The organism is Pedococcus sp. NPDC057267 (assembly GCF_042668795.1).
Lineage (GTDB): Bacteria > Actinomycetota > Actinomycetes > Actinomycetales > Dermatophilaceae > Pedococcus.
Window position 1 is genome coordinate 18,668 of the sequence record NZ_JBHUYG010000013.1, and the last position, 15,449, is coordinate 34,116.

Annotated in this window: 11 protein-coding genes; 2 read left to right on the forward strand and 9 right to left on the reverse strand. The window is 73.8% G+C overall.

Translation table 11 applies throughout. The annotated features are described in order from the left end of the window. Window positions 1–32 precede the first annotated feature (32 nt). The gene (locus ACFUC1_RS05030; protein ID WP_379117250.1) at window positions 33–653 is read left to right on the forward strand and encodes a hypothetical protein; all 621 of its coding nucleotides are present in this window, start codon (window positions 33–35) and stop codon (window positions 651–653) included. 256 nt (window positions 654–909) lie between these two features. Then, window positions 910–1,644 (forward strand): hypothetical protein, encoded by a 735-nt coding sequence (locus ACFUC1_RS05035; protein WP_379117253.1) that lies wholly within the window; start codon window positions 910–912, stop codon window positions 1,642–1,644. Here the strand turns inward: ACFUC1_RS05035 and ACFUC1_RS05040 are convergent. The 9 genes from ACFUC1_RS05040 to ACFUC1_RS05080 form a co-directional block, all read right to left on the reverse strand. Next, window positions 1,551–2,840, reverse strand: a complete 1,290-nt coding sequence (locus ACFUC1_RS05040) for a glycosyltransferase family 4 protein (RefSeq protein ID WP_379117255.1) — start codon at window positions 2,838–2,840, stop codon at window positions 1,551–1,553. The genes ACFUC1_RS05035 and ACFUC1_RS05040 overlap by 94 nt on opposite strands. Beyond that, window positions 2,837–3,949: an NAD-dependent epimerase/dehydratase family protein gene (locus ACFUC1_RS05045; RefSeq protein WP_379117257.1), complete on the reverse strand. Its 1,113-nt coding sequence runs from the start codon at window positions 3,947–3,949 to the stop codon at window positions 2,837–2,839. Before ACFUC1_RS05045 ends, ACFUC1_RS05040 begins: the two co-directional genes overlap by 4 nt. Then, window positions 3,946–5,088 (reverse strand): glycosyltransferase family 4 protein, encoded by a 1,143-nt coding sequence (locus ACFUC1_RS05050; RefSeq protein WP_379117259.1) that lies wholly within the window; start codon window positions 5,086–5,088, stop codon window positions 3,946–3,948. The genes ACFUC1_RS05045 and ACFUC1_RS05050 overlap by 4 nt, the downstream gene beginning before the upstream one ends. A 3-nt stretch (window positions 5,089–5,091) precedes the next feature. After that, window positions 5,092–6,288: an HAD-IIIA family hydrolase gene (locus ACFUC1_RS05055; protein WP_379117261.1), complete on the reverse strand. Its 1,197-nt coding sequence runs from the start codon at window positions 6,286–6,288 to the stop codon at window positions 5,092–5,094. 217 nt (window positions 6,289–6,505) lie between these two features. Further along, window positions 6,506–7,804 carry an O-antigen ligase family protein gene (locus ACFUC1_RS05060; RefSeq protein WP_379117263.1) on the reverse strand — a complete coding sequence of 433 codons (1,299 nt, stop codon included), beginning with the start codon at window positions 7,802–7,804 and terminating at the stop codon, window positions 6,506–6,508. Further along, window positions 7,801–9,432 carry a hypothetical protein gene (locus ACFUC1_RS05065; protein WP_379117264.1) on the reverse strand — a complete coding sequence of 544 codons (1,632 nt, stop codon included), beginning with the start codon at window positions 9,430–9,432 and terminating at the stop codon, window positions 7,801–7,803. Before ACFUC1_RS05065 ends, ACFUC1_RS05060 begins: the two co-directional genes overlap by 4 nt. Further along, window positions 9,429–11,018 carry a Wzz/FepE/Etk N-terminal domain-containing protein gene (locus ACFUC1_RS05070; RefSeq protein WP_379117266.1) on the reverse strand — a complete coding sequence of 530 codons (1,590 nt, stop codon included), beginning with the start codon at window positions 11,016–11,018 and terminating at the stop codon, window positions 9,429–9,431. The genes ACFUC1_RS05065 and ACFUC1_RS05070 overlap by 4 nt, the downstream gene beginning before the upstream one ends. Continuing rightward, window positions 11,015–13,150 (reverse strand): alginate lyase family protein, encoded by a 2,136-nt coding sequence (locus ACFUC1_RS05075; RefSeq protein ID WP_379117268.1) that lies wholly within the window; start codon window positions 13,148–13,150, stop codon window positions 11,015–11,017. The genes ACFUC1_RS05070 and ACFUC1_RS05075 overlap by 4 nt, the downstream gene beginning before the upstream one ends. Continuing rightward, window positions 13,147–15,348: a bi-domain-containing oxidoreductase gene (locus tag ACFUC1_RS05080; RefSeq protein WP_379117270.1), complete on the reverse strand. Its 2,202-nt coding sequence runs from the start codon at window positions 15,346–15,348 to the stop codon at window positions 13,147–13,149. The genes ACFUC1_RS05075 and ACFUC1_RS05080 overlap by 4 nt, the downstream gene beginning before the upstream one ends. Between the last annotated feature and the right edge of the window lie 101 nt (window positions 15,349–15,449).

Consider the following 15,449-nt stretch of genomic DNA (forward strand, 5'->3'; position numbering starts at 1 on the left):
GGCATGGGCAGACCGACATCCGGGGAGAGACCATGACCGCACGGACCCGCCTGGCCCTGACGAGCGTCCTGGCCGTCGTGGCCCTCGGCACGGCAGCCTGCACCGGCAGCGGCAGCGGATCCGGCTCGGACAGTCACGGGTCGGCCGCTCCGTCGGGCAGCCCGAGCTCGGCCACCGCAGGGTCGACGCCGTCCCGGACGACAGCCAGGGACGCCCGCGCCGACGTCCCGCGGGTGAGCCCGGCGAAGCTCCTCGACGTGTCGTACGCCAAGGCCTCTGCGAGTCGCATGCAGCTGTTCAGCCCGGTGGCCAAGGCGTCCGGCGGCTTGGCCACCCAGCGGTCGGTCACCACCGTGCGGGTGGGCGGCAAGGATGCCGGCGTGGTGGCCGTCTACACGCTCAAGCCGGGCTCGTCGAAGAGTGCGACCTTCCAGGACCAGTACGTCGTGCAGCTGCTCAACGCCGTCTCCAGGTCAACCGCCGAGCCGCGCTTCGTCAAGGTGGGTTCACAGGTGATGGCACTCTCCACCGGGCAGCGGTCCGTGGCGGGCTGGGTCAGCTCTGACCAGGTCGTGCTGGTCGTGCGCCAGGGGAACCAGCCCGACCTGGCGGCGCTGGCTGCGGCGGTCCAGGCCACACCGCTCAAGGGCTGACCACCCTCCCGACCCCCCGACGGGCGCAGGTGACCGCTTCCCCGAGGACGACCGGGCCGCCGCTGCGGGCCGGAGCCCCGTCCGTGATGGCGCGTTCCGTGCCGGTGCGTACGCATTACGGCCGATGTCCCCGCTTCGGCCCCCCGGTAGCGTCGGCGGACAGTCGTACGTCCCCGTGTGCAGGGCATGGGCGCCGCGGCGGCTCCGGCACCCGGGGCAGCCGCGCCATCCACGCCGTCGTCAGGGGGTCCTGTCCATGCGCACCGCCCTCGGCAGGCTGCCCGGCCCTGCCTGGCTCGCCCTCGGCTGCGCGGTCAGCTTCGTCGCCCTCGGCCTGCTCGTCGCGACCGGAACCACGCACGCCCTCGACGTCGCGACGACCGCCCGGCTCCGGCCCGGCGACGCCTGGGGCGGGGCGCAGGTCTCCGCCAGCCCGTGGATGGGGCGACTCTCTCCGGCGCACATGGCGCTCGTGCTGGCCTCCGCCACGGCCACCGCGTGCGCATGGCGCCGGACGTGGCGCCCGGCGCTCTTCGCCGTCGCCCTCGCCTCCAGCGCGGCCGCGCTGACGGCCGCGGTGAAGGTCGCCCTGTCGCGTCCCGACCCGCACGGCTGGGTCGCCCCCTCCGGGGGTGCCTTCCCGTCCGGGCACGTGGTGGCGGTGCTCGTGTGCTGTGCCGGTTCGGTGATGGTCCTGTCACCGCGCGTGCGGTGGTGGCAGTGGGCGCCCGTGGTCGCGGCCGGCGCCCTCATGGCCCGCGCGCTGCTCGTCTCGGCAGCGCACTGGCCCACCGACGTCGCAGGCGGTGTCCTGCTCTCCCTCGTCGTCCTCAGCGGCGTGGGCCTGCTGCCGCTGCGTGACAACCCGGAACGGGTGCGCCGGACCGTGGCGCCGGATCAGCCGACCCGCTCGAGCCCGGCGTCCACCTCGGGCACGGCCCCAGAGAGCAGGAAGCGCACCAGGCGCGGGGCGACGACCTCCGCGTCGTAGCGGTCGTGGAAGGCGGCCCTGGCCGCGCCGCCCGCCCTGACGACCTCGGCGTCGTCCTCGAGCAGGTCGACGAGGATCCGCGCCGCCTGCTCCGCGTCGTCGAGGGGCCAGAACCGGCCCTCGTCCGGGTCCACGAAGAGCTCGCCCAGCGCGTTCTCGCGCACCGAGACGACGGGCAGGCCCGCAGCCATCGCCTCCATGATCGCCAGCGACGAGGACTCCGAGTACGACGCGTGAACGTACGCCCGGTAGCCCGGCAGCCGCTGCGGCACGTCGGGCTGGAAACCCCGCAGCCGCAGCAGGTCCGAGACACCCAGCTCCCGAGCGAGCGCGAGCAGGTTCCCCCGCTCCACCCCCTGCCCGAAGACGTCGAGGGTGTAGTCGTGGCCCAGCGCGCGAGCGGCCGCGACGACGCGCAGGAGGTAGCGGTGGTTCTTGACCGCCTCGAGGTTGCCGACGCTCACCAGGTCGCCCGCGCGCTCCCCGGCGGCCGGCCCGACATCCCGCGGGGCGGAGCTCCGCCCGGCGGTGGTGCCGTCCACGAAGTTGGGGATCACCGTGCCGGGGACCGTGTCGACCGCAGGCAGCCAGGCGCGGACGGCGTCGCGGGCCCACCGTGAGACGAACACCACCCCGTCCACCGCCGGCACGACCTCACGCTCGGTCGCGCGCACCCACCGGTACACCCGTCCGCCCTTGCGGACCTGGCCCTTGTCGGCCCACTCGTCGGCCTGGGATATCCGGAAGTGGACCGCGAGGACCACCCGCTGCTCGGGGCCGGTGCGGGCGGCGAGGGCGGCCCGGGCCGCCACCGGGCACTGGGCGTAGACGACGCAGGGACCCGCCCCGGAGAGGCGCTGCCGCAGGGCCCGGCGCAGGACCACCTCGTGCGAGGTGCGGTACCACCACACGTTGCCCGGTCCCCAGGCCCGCTCCAGGACCACCCGGGCGCCGAAGGCCGGGGCGAGGACGAGCCGGCGCCACCACGCGCCCGCCGACCTCGCGTCCCCGGCGCCCGACACCCACGAGTGCGGGGTCACGAGCTCCGCCGGCGTGCCGGTGCGGTCGAGGTAGCGGCGCAGCTGCCGGACGTGGGTGTGCACGCCGGTGATGCCGCGCTCGCGCGCCACCATCGCGATGACCAGCGGCAGCGGGCCCGCCGAGGCGGCGGCGTCACGTGGCTGCTGCAGCGTCACGTCGCCGCCCGGCGCACGACCCCGAGCTGTCGCATCTTCGCGTCGGCGTCGGCGAGCACGTCGTCGAGGCCCGGCATCCCCTCGAGCCACGCGGCATACTCCGCGACGGAGTCGGCGGGGATCCGCTTGGGTTCCCAGCCCAGGTCGCGCAGCGCCGAGATGTCGGAGTGGATGTGCCGGGTGTCGCCGAAGCGGTACTCCCCCGAGACCCGCGCCGGCAGGTCGGACCCGTAGTGCGCCCGGACGACGTCGGCGAACTCCGCTGTCGTGTATGCCGTGCCGCCACCGACGTTGAACACGCGCCCGGCCGCGCGGTCGTCGGTCAGGGCGAGCTCGTTGGCGGCGACGACGTCGTGGATGTTGACGTAGTCGCGGATCATGCCGCCGTCCTCGTACAGCGTCGGGGCCGAGCCGAGCAGGTAGTGCAGGCAGAAGATGCGGCAGGCGCCCGAGTACGCGTTGTAGATCGACTGCCGCGGGCCCTGGACGATGCTGTACCGCAGGGCGACGGTCGGGATGTCGTAGCGGCGGCCGAGGTTGACCGCCACCATCTCCTCGCCGTACTTCGACATGCCGTAGGCGTTCTGCGGGTGCGAGAACGACTCGGGGGTGAGCAGCATCTCCAGCGGGCCACCGCACTGCGGGCACCGGTGGTCCCACTCGCCCCTCGCGAGGGCCGACTCGGGTCGCATGTCAGGGGCCTGCGGCCCGTCGACCGGGCAGGAGTACAGGCCTTCCCCCATGGCCGACTGCGACGAGGCGACGACGACCCGCTGCAGGTCGAGGCCCTCGGCCACCGCGACCTCGTAGATCAGGGCCGTGGAGACGACGTTGGTGGAGGTGAACCGCGAGAAGTCGGTGAGGTAGTCCTGGTAGGCGGCGAAGTGGTACACCGCGTCCACGCGCCGCAGCAGGTTGGCGAGCAGGTCCTTGTCGCGCACGTCGCCCACCCACAGCTCCGCGCCGGGCGTCAGGTAGTTCGGCTTGCCGTCGCGGTGGACCGGCGCGGTGAGGGCGTCGAGCACGACGACGTCGTGGCCCAGCTCCACCAGGCGGTCCGCGGTGTGCGAGCCGATGAAGCCGGCGCCCCCGGTGACCAGGATCCTCATCGCCCGCTCCTCATCGCGTGGACCTCGCGGTAGACCTCGAGGGTCGCCTTGGCCGTCTGCGCCCACGTGAACTCACCGGCGCGGGCCAGCCCCCGGTCGCGCAGGGCGTCGCCCGACGCCATCGCCTCGAGGATGGCGCGGCCGATCGTCTCGGGCGCCTCGGGATCGGCCAGCACCGCTGCACCGCCTGCCGTCTCGGGCATCGCGCTGCGGTCCGACGTCACCACCGGGCACCCGCACGCCATCGCCTCGAGGATGGTGAGCCCGAACGTCTCGTTGTGCGACGGGTACACGAACACGTCCGCGGCCCGGTAGAAGTCGACCGTCTCCTCGAGCGCGACTCCCCCGACCCAGACCACGTCCTCGGCGATGCCCAGCTCCTCCGCGAGCGCGTGCAGCTGGGCGACGTATGCCGTGTCGCGGCCGGGACCGACGACGACCAGCTTGTGGCCGTCGAGGTCGCCCTTGACGAGGGCGAAGGCGCGCAGCAGTCCCTCGCAGTTCTTGTACGGCCACAGCGAGGAGACGAAGAGCACGAACGGCGCGTCCACGGCATACCGCTCGGCGAGGCGCCGTCGCGCCTGCTCGGGGTCGCCGGGCCGGAACACCTCGTGGTCCACGGCCTCGGGGATGAGCCGCAGCTTGGCCGGGTCGACGTCGAGGTGCTCCTCGACCTCGGCCCGCAGGCTCTCGGAGTTGATGATGATCGCGTCGGCCACGCTCGCGGTGCGCGGGTAGCCGATGCGCCGGTACAGCCGTGCCGCGGCGCCGATCGCCTCCGGTGCCGTGAACGCGTGCATGGTCTTGAAGTGCGCGACGAGCCCGGGCGCCGGTTTGACCATCGGGGCGATGAGGGTGTTGAAGACGTCGATCCTCTTCAGGGGCAGGCGGATCGGCGCGTAGAGGTGCTCACTCAGGGTGCGCAGGTTCCGCCGCTCGTTCGACCACGGGAAGGTCACGTAGTGCACCCCGCGGCCGTATCCCTGGTGCATCGACCGGGTCCGCGGGCTCACCAGCAGGTGCAGCTCCTCGTCCTCGGTGAGGTTGGCGGCCATCTCGGGGATGACGCGGGTCCAGAACCAGTGGGCTCCGGAGGGGTGGTCGGGGTCGTCGGTCAACAGGTTGATGGCGACACGCATCGGTCAGAACACCGCGCTCTCGACCGCAGCCGGCTCCATGTGCGACTGCCTGACGTACTGCGCCAGCAGGTGCATGCAGGCCTGGTGGCTGTCCTCGATGACGCCGTAGTTGAGCGAGTCGACGTGGATGGACACCGTCGCCAGCTCCCGGGACTGGCCGCCGGTGAACCCGGTCAGCGCGATCGTCTCCACGCCGTTGGCGGCGCACCACTCCAGGGCCCGGACGATGTTCGGCGAGCGCCCCGAGGAGCTGATCGCCACGACGACGTCACCCGGCCGAGCCTGCGACTGCAGCTGGTACTCGAACACGCTGTCGTAGCCGATGTCGTTGGCGATCGCGCTGAGGATCTCGACGTTCGTGCTCAGGCTCTGCACGCGGGTCAGCAGGTCGGTGCCGATGCGGACGCCCTTCACGTGGTCGCACTGGAAGTGGTTGGCGATGGACGCCGAGCCCCCGTTGCCGATGGAGAAGACCGTGGCTCCCCGGCTGTATGCCGCGTCGAGGATCCGTGCGGCCGCCTCGAACCGGCCCTCCTCGACCGTGGCCAGGGCGCGGGCCAGCTCGTCGGCGTAGTCGCCGGCGAACCACGACGCGTCGCCGTAGGCGTGGGCCGGGAACGCGCTCGCCGCAGCCGGTGCGACCGGCGCTGCCAGCTCGGCGAGGATCAGCTCGACGGCGTCGGCGAGGCTCGCCACGCCGGTGACGCCCGGCTCCGCGGTCGCTCCGCCGCCGACGAGGAACGGGGAGGCGCCGACGGCTCGCGCCAGGCCGACGTCGCAGGCGCTGTCGCCCACGACCCACGAGCGGGCGAGGTCCAGCTCGAGGGCACCGGCGGCGGCGATCGCCATGCCGGGCCCCGGCTTCCTGTCGGCGCTGGCCCGGGCGAACGGCGCCACCGTGCCGTCCGGGTGGTAGGGGCAGGAGAACCACGCGTCGACGTGCGCGCCACCGCGGGCCATCTCCGCCGCCATGTGCTTGTGCACCAGCTCGACGTCCTCGAGCTCGTAGTAGCCGCGGGCGACCCCGGCCTGGTTGGTCACGACCGCGACGGGGACGCCCGCCGCGTTGAGGCGGGCGATGGCCTCGATCGCGCCGTCGAGGAAGACAACGTCGTTGACCGAGCCGACGTAGCCGCTGTCGACGATGATCGTCCCGTCCCGGTCGAGAAGCACGCCCCGGCCGCCTTGTGCACCAACCATGTCCGTCTCCCGTGCGTCGTCGTCAACCGGCCGCCCCCGCGACCGCAGCCACCGGCACGGCTCGACCACCTCGGTCGGCTCGAGCCGCGTCCCGGCGCCACCGCCCCGCGACCCGTGCGGAGTCGGTCGCGGACGTCGGTGCGCCATGGCTGATGAGCACTCGAGAATCGTCGTCCCGCCGCGCGCACGGCGGCACGGTCCCCGGTAGTACGCGGTCCTACTGCACGTGCTGTAGGCCGCCGCCCGGGCGCTGGGCGGACGGTCGTCTCGCGCGCGAGGCCCAGGCACGCACGGCGTCCGGCCGGGGGGCGAGCAGGGAGGCGGCGACGAACAGGTCGAGCAGGTAGGGCGAGGCGTCGCCGGGCCCGACCTCGGTGAAGGAGGCGGTGATGCAGTACACCGTGAGGAACAGCGCGGTCGCCCGCCGCAGCCCCCGCACGTGCGTGGCCGCCGTGAGCAGCAGGAGCAACAGGAACGCGACCTGCATGACGATCCCGAACCAGCCGAGATCGATGTAGGTCGCGACCCAGTTGCTGTCGACGGGCAGGCCGTTGAAGGACTTGTTCGACAGGCCGTTGCCGAACAGCTCGTTGACGAGCGGGCGCTGGCCCTCGGTGGCGGCGCTCCACACCTTGGTGCGGCCGGTCAGCTCGGCAGCGTCCTGGGCGCTCTGGCCCCGGGCCAGCCACCCCAGGATCTGCGGGGCGAACGCCGTGCCACCCACGATCGCCGTCACGATGGTCCACACCGAGGTGCGCCGCACCCGTGCGTGGCCGAGGAACAGGCTGGCCGATCCGACCGCGAGGCCCACCACGCAACCGAGCAGCGCCGTGCGGGTGTGGGTGCCGAGCAGCACGGCCACGCTCACGACGATGGCAAGGGCTGCGTGCCGGCCCCCGATGACACGGCACATCCAGAGCAGGGCCGTGGTGCCGAGCAGCACCGCGGCGTAGTGGGCCACCTGGGGCGCCGGCATGGGCCAGATGGTCCCGGACAGCCGACCCTGGTCTCCCATGGCGGTGCCCGGCGAGATGACCAGTCCGAGCACGACCGACCCCACCGCGGCCCACAGGCACAGCCGGTGCACGCGCAGCAGCAGCAGCTCGCGACGTCCCCACCACGGGGTCAGGAGCCACAGGGCGAGCACGAAGCCGCAGAGCCGGATGGCGCGGTAGGTCGAACCCACGATGAACTCGCTGTGGATGCTGACGATCAGCGCCACGACGGCCATCGTCGACACGAGCACCAGGAACAGGTTGGGGCGGATGACGATGCGGGGGTTGACGAGGAGGGCGAGGACGATCGCCACGAGCAGGGAGCCCTGGGCGATCGCCTGGTTCATAGCGTGCGGGATCGGCAGGAAGGACGCAGCGCCGTACGGGGGGAGGACGTTGAGCAGCAGTGATCCCCACGCCAGCAGCAGCAGCCTCGGCACCTCCTTCGCGCCGGTGCGCAGCGACGGGGCGCCCGGCTGCTCGCCGATCGGCGCCTGCCCGGCGCGAGTGGCAAGACTCACGGCTGCGGGACCAGGCTGCGCGGCACCGACTCACCGAACGCCACCGCACCGAAGCTCTCGTCCGTGCGGTCGGCCCCGACGAGCATCGCGAACGGCAGGGCGAGCCCGGCCGCCCGCACCAGCTCTGCCGTGGTCTCGAGCAGCTCGGCCGAGGAGTCGCCGGCCGTGACGAGGGGCACCACCTGGCCGACCCAGGACCGCAGGTGCTCTGCGTCGATCCCGGGGTCGACCTCGACGAGCGCCAGGACGACGTCCGCCTGTTCCCAGGCCTCGCGCCACGGCGCGTCGTCGGGGAGGTCGACCGCCCCACCCCGCAGGCCTGCCGGGCCGGTCGCGAGGGCCGGAACGCCGGTGGGCCGGAAGACCACCGCTCCCGCGCCCGCCGACCCCGCCTGGTGCCGGGCACCGCGCCGGCCGGAGCCGCGACGGCGGGCGAGGGCGCCCGAGGCACTGAGGTCCACCACGAAGGGGTTGCGCCCCCGGGCGCGCAACGTGGCGTCGAGGGAGTCGACCACCGCGGCGGCGATCCGGGGGTCGCCGATGGCCGCGAGGGCGACTCCGTGCGTGGGGCCGGTCGCCGCGAGCAGCCTTCCCCCGTCCGGCGGCGTGGATTCCTCGAGCAGGGTTTCCAGCCCGCGGACGAGGACGTCGAGGTCCCCACGCCGCGTACCCGTGCGTGCGGAGTCGCGCCTGCGACCCCGGAGGCGACGGACCAGGCGTGAGTGCGAGGCGACGCTGTACCGCACCGGGGTGTTCATGGCGAGGGCCACGTCCTCCCGACGGCGCACCTTGGTGGAGGTGAGGGCACGGAACAGCACGAAGCCCACCCCCAGGGCAGTTCCACCGATGAGGCCGGAACCGACGTCCAGGGCCGCGGTGCGCTTCAGCGAGCCCTTGACCGGTTGCGCCTCGTCGATGACGTGGCTCGAGGAGACGGCGGCGTCGGTCGTGAGGGCTGCGTCGGCGATCGACTGCTGCATGTCGTAGATCTGGGACTCGAGCTGGCTGCGGCGGGTCAGCAGCTCGGTGGCCTGCGTCTGGTTGCCGCCCTCCTGGCTGGCCGTGGCGTACTGGGCGTTGATCTGCGAGACCTCCTTCTGCATGCCTGCGACCCGCGCCTCGTAACCGTTCACCAGGCCGCTGCTCAGCGAGCGCAGCTGGGTGGCGCGGAAGTCGAGGTACACCGACGTGAGGGCTGCCGCACGCCTGACGGCCGACCCGGTGTCGGGGGCCGACACGGTGACGGTGAGGACCTCCGTCGTCACCGGGACGGCAGTGATGGTCGCGCGGAAGGCCTCCGGCGTCATCGGCAGGCCCAGCTTGGCGACGGTACGGGCGGAGACCTCCCGCGTGGTCAGCAGGCTCACGTCCGTCGCCATGGCCGACTGGGCCTCCATGTTCGCCGGGTGCGCCATGAGCAGGCTCACCGAGCCCTGGCTCGGCGGGGGCGCGAGGACGACCAGCGCCAGTCCGACCAGCGCGCCGACCGCGGACACGGAGGCCCAGGTGCGCCAGTCTCTCCGCAGCGAGTTGCGCAGGTAGTGCCAGGTGCCCATCAGGGGTCGGGGCGCACCGGTCAGGTCGGCGTCCCCGTCGTCGTCCTGGATCCGCCACGTTGCGTCGATCACCGCAGCCTCCTGCGTGCGTCGAGGGCGGTCGCCTCCCCGGCGACCTCCGAGCCCGTCATGAGCGACGGCAGCACGACGTGCTGGGCGCGCTCGGCCGGGGCGAGGCGACCCGTCGTGCGGTCGAGCGGGTCGGCGTCGACGACGACGATCCGGTCGATCGGGTGGCCGGCGTCGTCGGCGGCGAGGGCAGCCCGGGCGAGCTCGTCGGCGGTCGCCGCACCTGCGGTGACGGCGAGCAGGACGGCGGCTCGTTCCGAGGCCTTGAGCTGCACGTGGGGCCGGATCCTGTCGATCACCGCGATGTCCACCGACAGGTCGCCGGTGGCGTGGCCGCCGGCGCGGGTGTCCACCGACAGGCCGGGTCGTGGCTGGGCCTCGGTCGGTATGCCGGCGCACGCGGCCCACAGCGGGTCGCCCGCGTCATGGGTCTGCGCCGTGACCAGCCGGGTCCGCAGGCCGGTCGAGGCGGCGAAGGAGGCGAGCTGCGGTCCGATGGCGAGCGCCCGCATGTCCCCGGCGAGGGTGAGGACGACGACGTGCGAGGGGGCGGCGCCCTTGTCGGCCTCCGGGACGAGGCTGCCCGGGTGCCCCGGGGTGAGCAGGCGCACCACCTGCCGCAGCGTCCACATCTCGACGTTGTCGGGGGTGTAGGCACCGAGCAGCGTCGTCCAGGCGGCGACCGATTTCGGGGCCCGGCTGCGCAGGGACGCGACGACAGGGATCCCCACCGCGTCGGCGATCTCGTCCCGGGAGCGCATGCTGCGCTCCCGACGGCCCCGCACCACGATGACCCCGGCCACGACGAGGACGTCGAGCCCTGCGCCCGCGAGGCCGTTGAGCCCCATGCGCAGGGCGAGCGGGGTGCGCTGCGCCGGCGACGCCTGCTGGATCACGCTGGCGCTCGGCGCTGCGGTCGTGTCGCCGCTGCCCGCGCCAGCAGCTTCCTTCTCCAGCTGGTCGAGCTGCAGCACGAGGTTGGCCTGCTGCGCCGTCAGCTCCGCGAGGGCGGCGGCGTCCGCCCGCCCACCCGTCGACGACGGCGACTCGCTGCCGATCCGCGTCTGCGCGTCCTTGATCTCCCGGTTGACCGAGTCCAGGCTCGACTTGAGCGTGGCGGACCGCTCGTTCAGGGCGGTCTTCTTGTCCTGGGTGAGCGAGTTCGCGGCGTCCTTGAGGTACTCGATCTCGGCGTTGGCCACGGAGCTCGCGAGGGCCTGGGCCTGGGCCGGTGTCGTCCCCGTCGCGGTGATGGTGAGGACGTCGGTGGTCGGTGACTCGACGGTGACGAGCCGGGAGACCTGCTCGGCCGGCAGCGGCGGGGACAGGGCCTGCCCCGCGGGGCCGAGCACGGCCTGGCTCTGGGCGATGGCGACCTGGGTGTCGATGCTGTGGCTCGAGGCCGCAGCGCTGGACCCGGGCGCTGCGGACGGCAGCAGCACCATGCTCGTGCTCGTGTATGCCGGGGGCTGTACGTAGGCGGTGGCCGCACCACCCGCGGCACCCAGTGCCGCCGCCGCGACGAGGACGCCGGCCCGGCGGCGCAGGATCGCCCACGTCGACCGGAGGTCGATCACCTGCTCGCTCATCGCCGTCCCTCCTGCTGGGTCGTGGTGGGCGTCGCCGTGCCGCCGTCGATCGCGGAGACCAGCTCCCGCACGGCGTCGGGCCGGCGGGCCGCACCGAGGTCCCGCGTCGCCGCGAGGTCGAGCGTGGTCGTCAGGACGAGCTCACCGTCGAGCGCACCGGACCCGACCAGGGTGGTGGCCGGGACCCGCTCCCCGAACCGGGGCGAGTACCAGCCGAGCACCGGGTCCGTCCCGCCCCGGTGGACGGCCCACCCGAGCTCGCCGGGGAGCCGGAGCCGAGCGGTCCGCCGCCCGGAAGGCGCGTCCCAGGACAGCTCGGCGACCGGTCCGTCGAGGGCGACCCCCACCTCGGGTCCGAGGTGCCAGGCGAGCCGCACGGCGTGTGGTTGCGAGGAGGTGAGGGTGTCGCGCACGGTGAGCACCCGCGTGCCGGCGTCCAGGCGGACCTGCCGGTCGTGGCGCAGCGCCGGGTCCAGCCGCCGGTAGCCGGTGTGGTGCGCCGACCAGGACTGCACGTCGCCGTCGACGTCGAACTCGTCCACCACCGCATCCGTGCGGCTCGACCACAGGAAGGGGCCGCCCTCGACCGACTGGCTCTGTCCGTCGACCTCGATCGTGTTGTGCGCCAGCGTGGAGCGGAAGTACGACCGCCACTGCGGCTCACCGTGGTAGCAGTACGTGCCGGGGTCCGCGAGCAGGTCCACGCCGTCGCACCGGACCTCGACCGACAGCGCGTCGGCGTGGCCGTGTGCCGCCATCGCGCCGAACCCCTGGGGACCCCCGTCGCAGCGGCACCAGATCTCGGGCGCGGCGTCACGCGTGCGCAGGAGGTGGAGGCCGGCGTCGGGGAACTGCACCGGGGCACGGTCCGGCCGGTCTGCTGCCGGCCGCCCTGCGACGGGGTGGCCCTGCGCCGACCAGGCCAGCGAGCCGAGCAGCACCGAGCCCACGGTCGCCGGCACCGGCTGCCACCACGGCTGGGGGCCGACGACCGCCGCACCCCACGCCAGCAGCGAGGCCCACGGGTCGCGCTCGGGGTCGTCGACGACCAGGCCGCGGCCCTCGTCGCCGTCCCCTTGGCGCGGCGGCCGGCCGGTGCGGTCGACCATCGCGGCTGCCGCGTCGAGGCAGGACGCGAGCAGCCGGCGGGTGCCGGCGCCCAGCGGCTCCCCCGCCGCGTCCGCCTCGACCAGGCCCAGCAGGCCCAGCTCGGCGACGAAGCGGTGGTAGTCGCTGGCCTGCTCCCGGTTCACGCCGCTGGGGAAGGTGTTGGCGTCCAGCGAGGTCTCCAGGCTGGCGGCCGCCGACCGGCGCCACCGGCTGCTCTCCTCGAACCACGGGAACGCGCACGCCGCGGCGAGCCGGCCGACCGCCTCGGCGACGAGGTGGTTGTTGGAGGAGGAGCCCCGGCTGCGGAACGCGGCGAGGTACTCCTGGTGCCACCGCAGCTGGCGCAGGGCCTCGGGGTTGTCCTCGAACAGGGCGGGCGCACCGGCCCACCCGTCGAGCAGCCGCCGCACCCACACCCAGCTCACGAGGCGGGTGCCCAGCTCGATCCCGCTGGTCCAGTGGATGCCCGAGAGGAACGGGTTGGCCGCCCACCAGGACCGGAGCTGGCGGTCCACCGCCACGGCATACCGGTCGTCGCCGGTGAGCCACCACGCGGCGGCGAGCACCGTGAGGTGGTGGTGGCGCGACAGCTCCCACACCGACTTCACGTTGCCGGTCACGGACTCGTCCCGGTGGTCGACCCGGAAGGCGAGGAGGTCCTGCGGGGCGCGCCGCCCGGTGACGGGGTCGGCGAACCAGTCGGGGTCGGCGACGTCCGGTCGCGGCACGCCGAGGACCAGCCAGTGCCCCGCGAGGATGCCGTCGGCTGCCGCGAGGAGGGCCTCCCGCGCGGCGTCAGGCACGTCCTCGCGCGTGCCCGCCGGCACGGTCGCGTCGAACCGCCGCCGGCCGAGCAGTCCCGGCACGCCGTCGACACCGGGACCGCCGGGCGGGACGGTGCCCGGGGCGACCCGGCGACGCGCCCACGCGAGCTGCCGGGCGCGGTCACCGACGCGCGCGCCGACCTCGCCGGGTGACATCGCGCGCAGCCGGCGGGCGTACCAGGACAGGGACCTGCTCACAGCTTGACCGGCCCTCCGATGGTGAGGCTCTCCTCGACGGCGATCGTGGCGAGCGTCGTGGACACGAGCGAGCCCAGGCCGATCGGCATCGGGCCGCCGGTCCGGACCGCCTCGACGAACGCGGCCACCTCGGCCCGCTGGCCCTTGTCCTGGCCGGCATACGACCGCTTGACGTCCTTGCCCGACCGGCTCCACACCGTGGCGCGGGTGAAGTTGTCGAGCCGGGCGTTGCGGCCGGCCCCGGAGACGTCCATCGTCTCCTTCGGGAAGCGGGCGTTGCCGTCCGTGGCGTAGGTCAGCGTCGCGAGCGAGCCGTCGGCGTACCGCAGGGTGGCCTGCAGGTCGGCGCCGTCGCCGGTCTGGAAGGCGGTCACCTCCACGGGTGCGGACCCGATCCACGCGCCGACGGTGTCGATGAAGTGGCCGCCCTCGCCGAGGAACCGGGACCCCTCCTGCTCCTCGTTGAGGTACCAGCTGCCCGTGGAGAGCTGGCCGGCGTTGACGAGGTAGCGGACGCTCACCGGTCCGGCCGTCGGGCCGAACCGCCGCCGCAGGTCCGTGAAGAGCGGGGCGAACCTGCGGTTGAAGCCGACCATGACCCGGTCGTTGCCGGTGCGGTCGACGGTCTCCAGCACGCGGTCGACCTGCTCGGCGGTCAGGGCCAGCGGCTTCTCGACGAACACCGCCTTGCCGGCCTCGAGCGCGCGGCAGACGAAGTCGGCGTGCGAGTGGTGCCGCGTGACGACGAAGACGGCGTCGATGCCGGGGTCCTCCAGCACGCTGGAGGCGTCGGTCGTGAGGGCACGGAAGCCGAACTTGCGCTGGGCGTTCACCGCTGACAGCGACCGAGTGGTCGCCACCGTGCCCAGGGTCGCGCCCGGCAGCTTCGCGAGGTGCGGCAGCAGCATCGAGCTCGCGTAGGCGCCCGCGCCGATGAAGCCCAGCCGCACCGTCCCGCCGTCCGCGCCGGTGCCGGTGCGCTGCGACGTGTCGCTGTGCCGCGGTGCAGCCACGGTGCGCGCGTATGCCGTGGCCGGCGCCGCCGCGGCCGGCACCTGGTCGGCGGCCTCCGGGTACTCGAAGAGGAAGCCGATGCCCTTCAGCGAGCCGTCGCGCAGCTGTCCGTAGACCGACTCGGCGTCGGCGACCGGGTGCGTGCCGGAGACCAGCGGGCCGACGTCGACCGAGCCGGCGGCCAGGAGCTGCAGGAAGCACTCGAGGTTGCGGCGCTCGGTCCAGCGGACGTAGCCGGCCGGGTAGTCGACGCCCTCGAGCTCGTACCGGTCGTCGTACCGGCCCGGGCCGTAGGAGCGCGAGAACCGGACGTCGAGCTCCTTCTCGTAGTAGGCGTTCCACGGCAGCTCGAGCTTGGTCTTGCCGATGTCCACCACGCGGGCCCGGTCGCGGGCGATCCGGGCGGCCAGCTCGACCGGGCCGTTGCTGTCGCCACCGGCGGCGAGGAAGACGTGGTCGGCACCCAGGCCGCCGGTCGCGGCGGCGATCGCGCGCTCGAGCGCGGCGCCGCCCTCCCCGTCGGGCGCCCCGCTGGCGATGGCGCCTGCCTCCTCGGCCATGGCGCAGCGGGCGGGCACGGTGTCGACGCCGACCACCCGGACCCCCGACGCGACGAGCAGCCGCACGACGAGCTGGCCGATGAGGCCGAGCCCGATGACGCACGCGAGCTCGCCGAGCTGCGGCTCGCTGCGGCGCACACCCTGCATGGCGATGGCGCCGACCGTGGCGAACGCCGCGTGCTCGGGGGCGACGCCGTCGGGGACGCGGACGCACAGGTTGCGCGGCACCCAGTTGAGCTCGGCGTGGAGCGCGAACTCGTTGCCGGCCGCGGCCACGAGGTCACCGACGGCGAACTCCTCCGCGCCCGCGCCGACCTCCACGACGACCCCGCACAGCGAGTAGCCCAGCGGCGTGTAGCTGTCGAGGGTGTTGATCGCCTTCTTGTAGGTGGCGACCGGACCCTGCTGGGCCATCGAGTCGAGCACCTTCTTGACCTGGTCCGGCCTGGCGCGCGCCTTGCCCAGGAGCGACAGCCGCGCCTCGGTCACCTTCATCATCTCGGTGCCCGTGGAGATGAGCGAGAAGAGCGAGCGGACCAGCACACCCCCCGGCTTGCACGACGGCACCGGGACGTCGAGCACCGTCAGCTCGCCGCTCCGGTAGTTCTGTGCGACCTGCTTCACGACGCCTGCCCCCTGCTCGTGCCGTTCCTGCGCGTGCTGTTCATGCGCGTGCCGTTCCTGCTGTCGATGCCGTGGCCGCCGGTGGAGCGGCTCCAGCTGTC

Coding starts and splice junctions, on each gene's coding strand:
- ACFUC1_RS05035 (WP_379117253.1), top strand. CDS start 910: ATGCGCACCGCCCTCGGCAGGCTGCCCGGCCCTGCCTGGCTCGCCCTC.
- ACFUC1_RS05050 (WP_379117259.1), bottom strand. CDS start 5,088: ATGCGTGTCGCCATCAACCTGTTGACCGACGACCCCGACCACCCCTCC.
- ACFUC1_RS05030 (WP_379117250.1), top strand. CDS start 33: ATGACCGCACGGACCCGCCTGGCCCTGACGAGCGTCCTGGCCGTCGTG.
- ACFUC1_RS05055 (WP_379117261.1), bottom strand. CDS start 6,288: ATGGTTGGTGCACAAGGCGGCCGGGGCGTGCTTCTCGACCGGGACGGG.
- ACFUC1_RS05045 (WP_379117257.1), bottom strand. CDS start 3,949: ATGAGGATCCTGGTCACCGGGGGCGCCGGCTTCATCGGCTCGCACACC.
- ACFUC1_RS05070 (WP_379117266.1), bottom strand. CDS start 11,018: ATGAGCGAGCAGGTGATCGACCTCCGGTCGACGTGGGCGATCCTGCGC.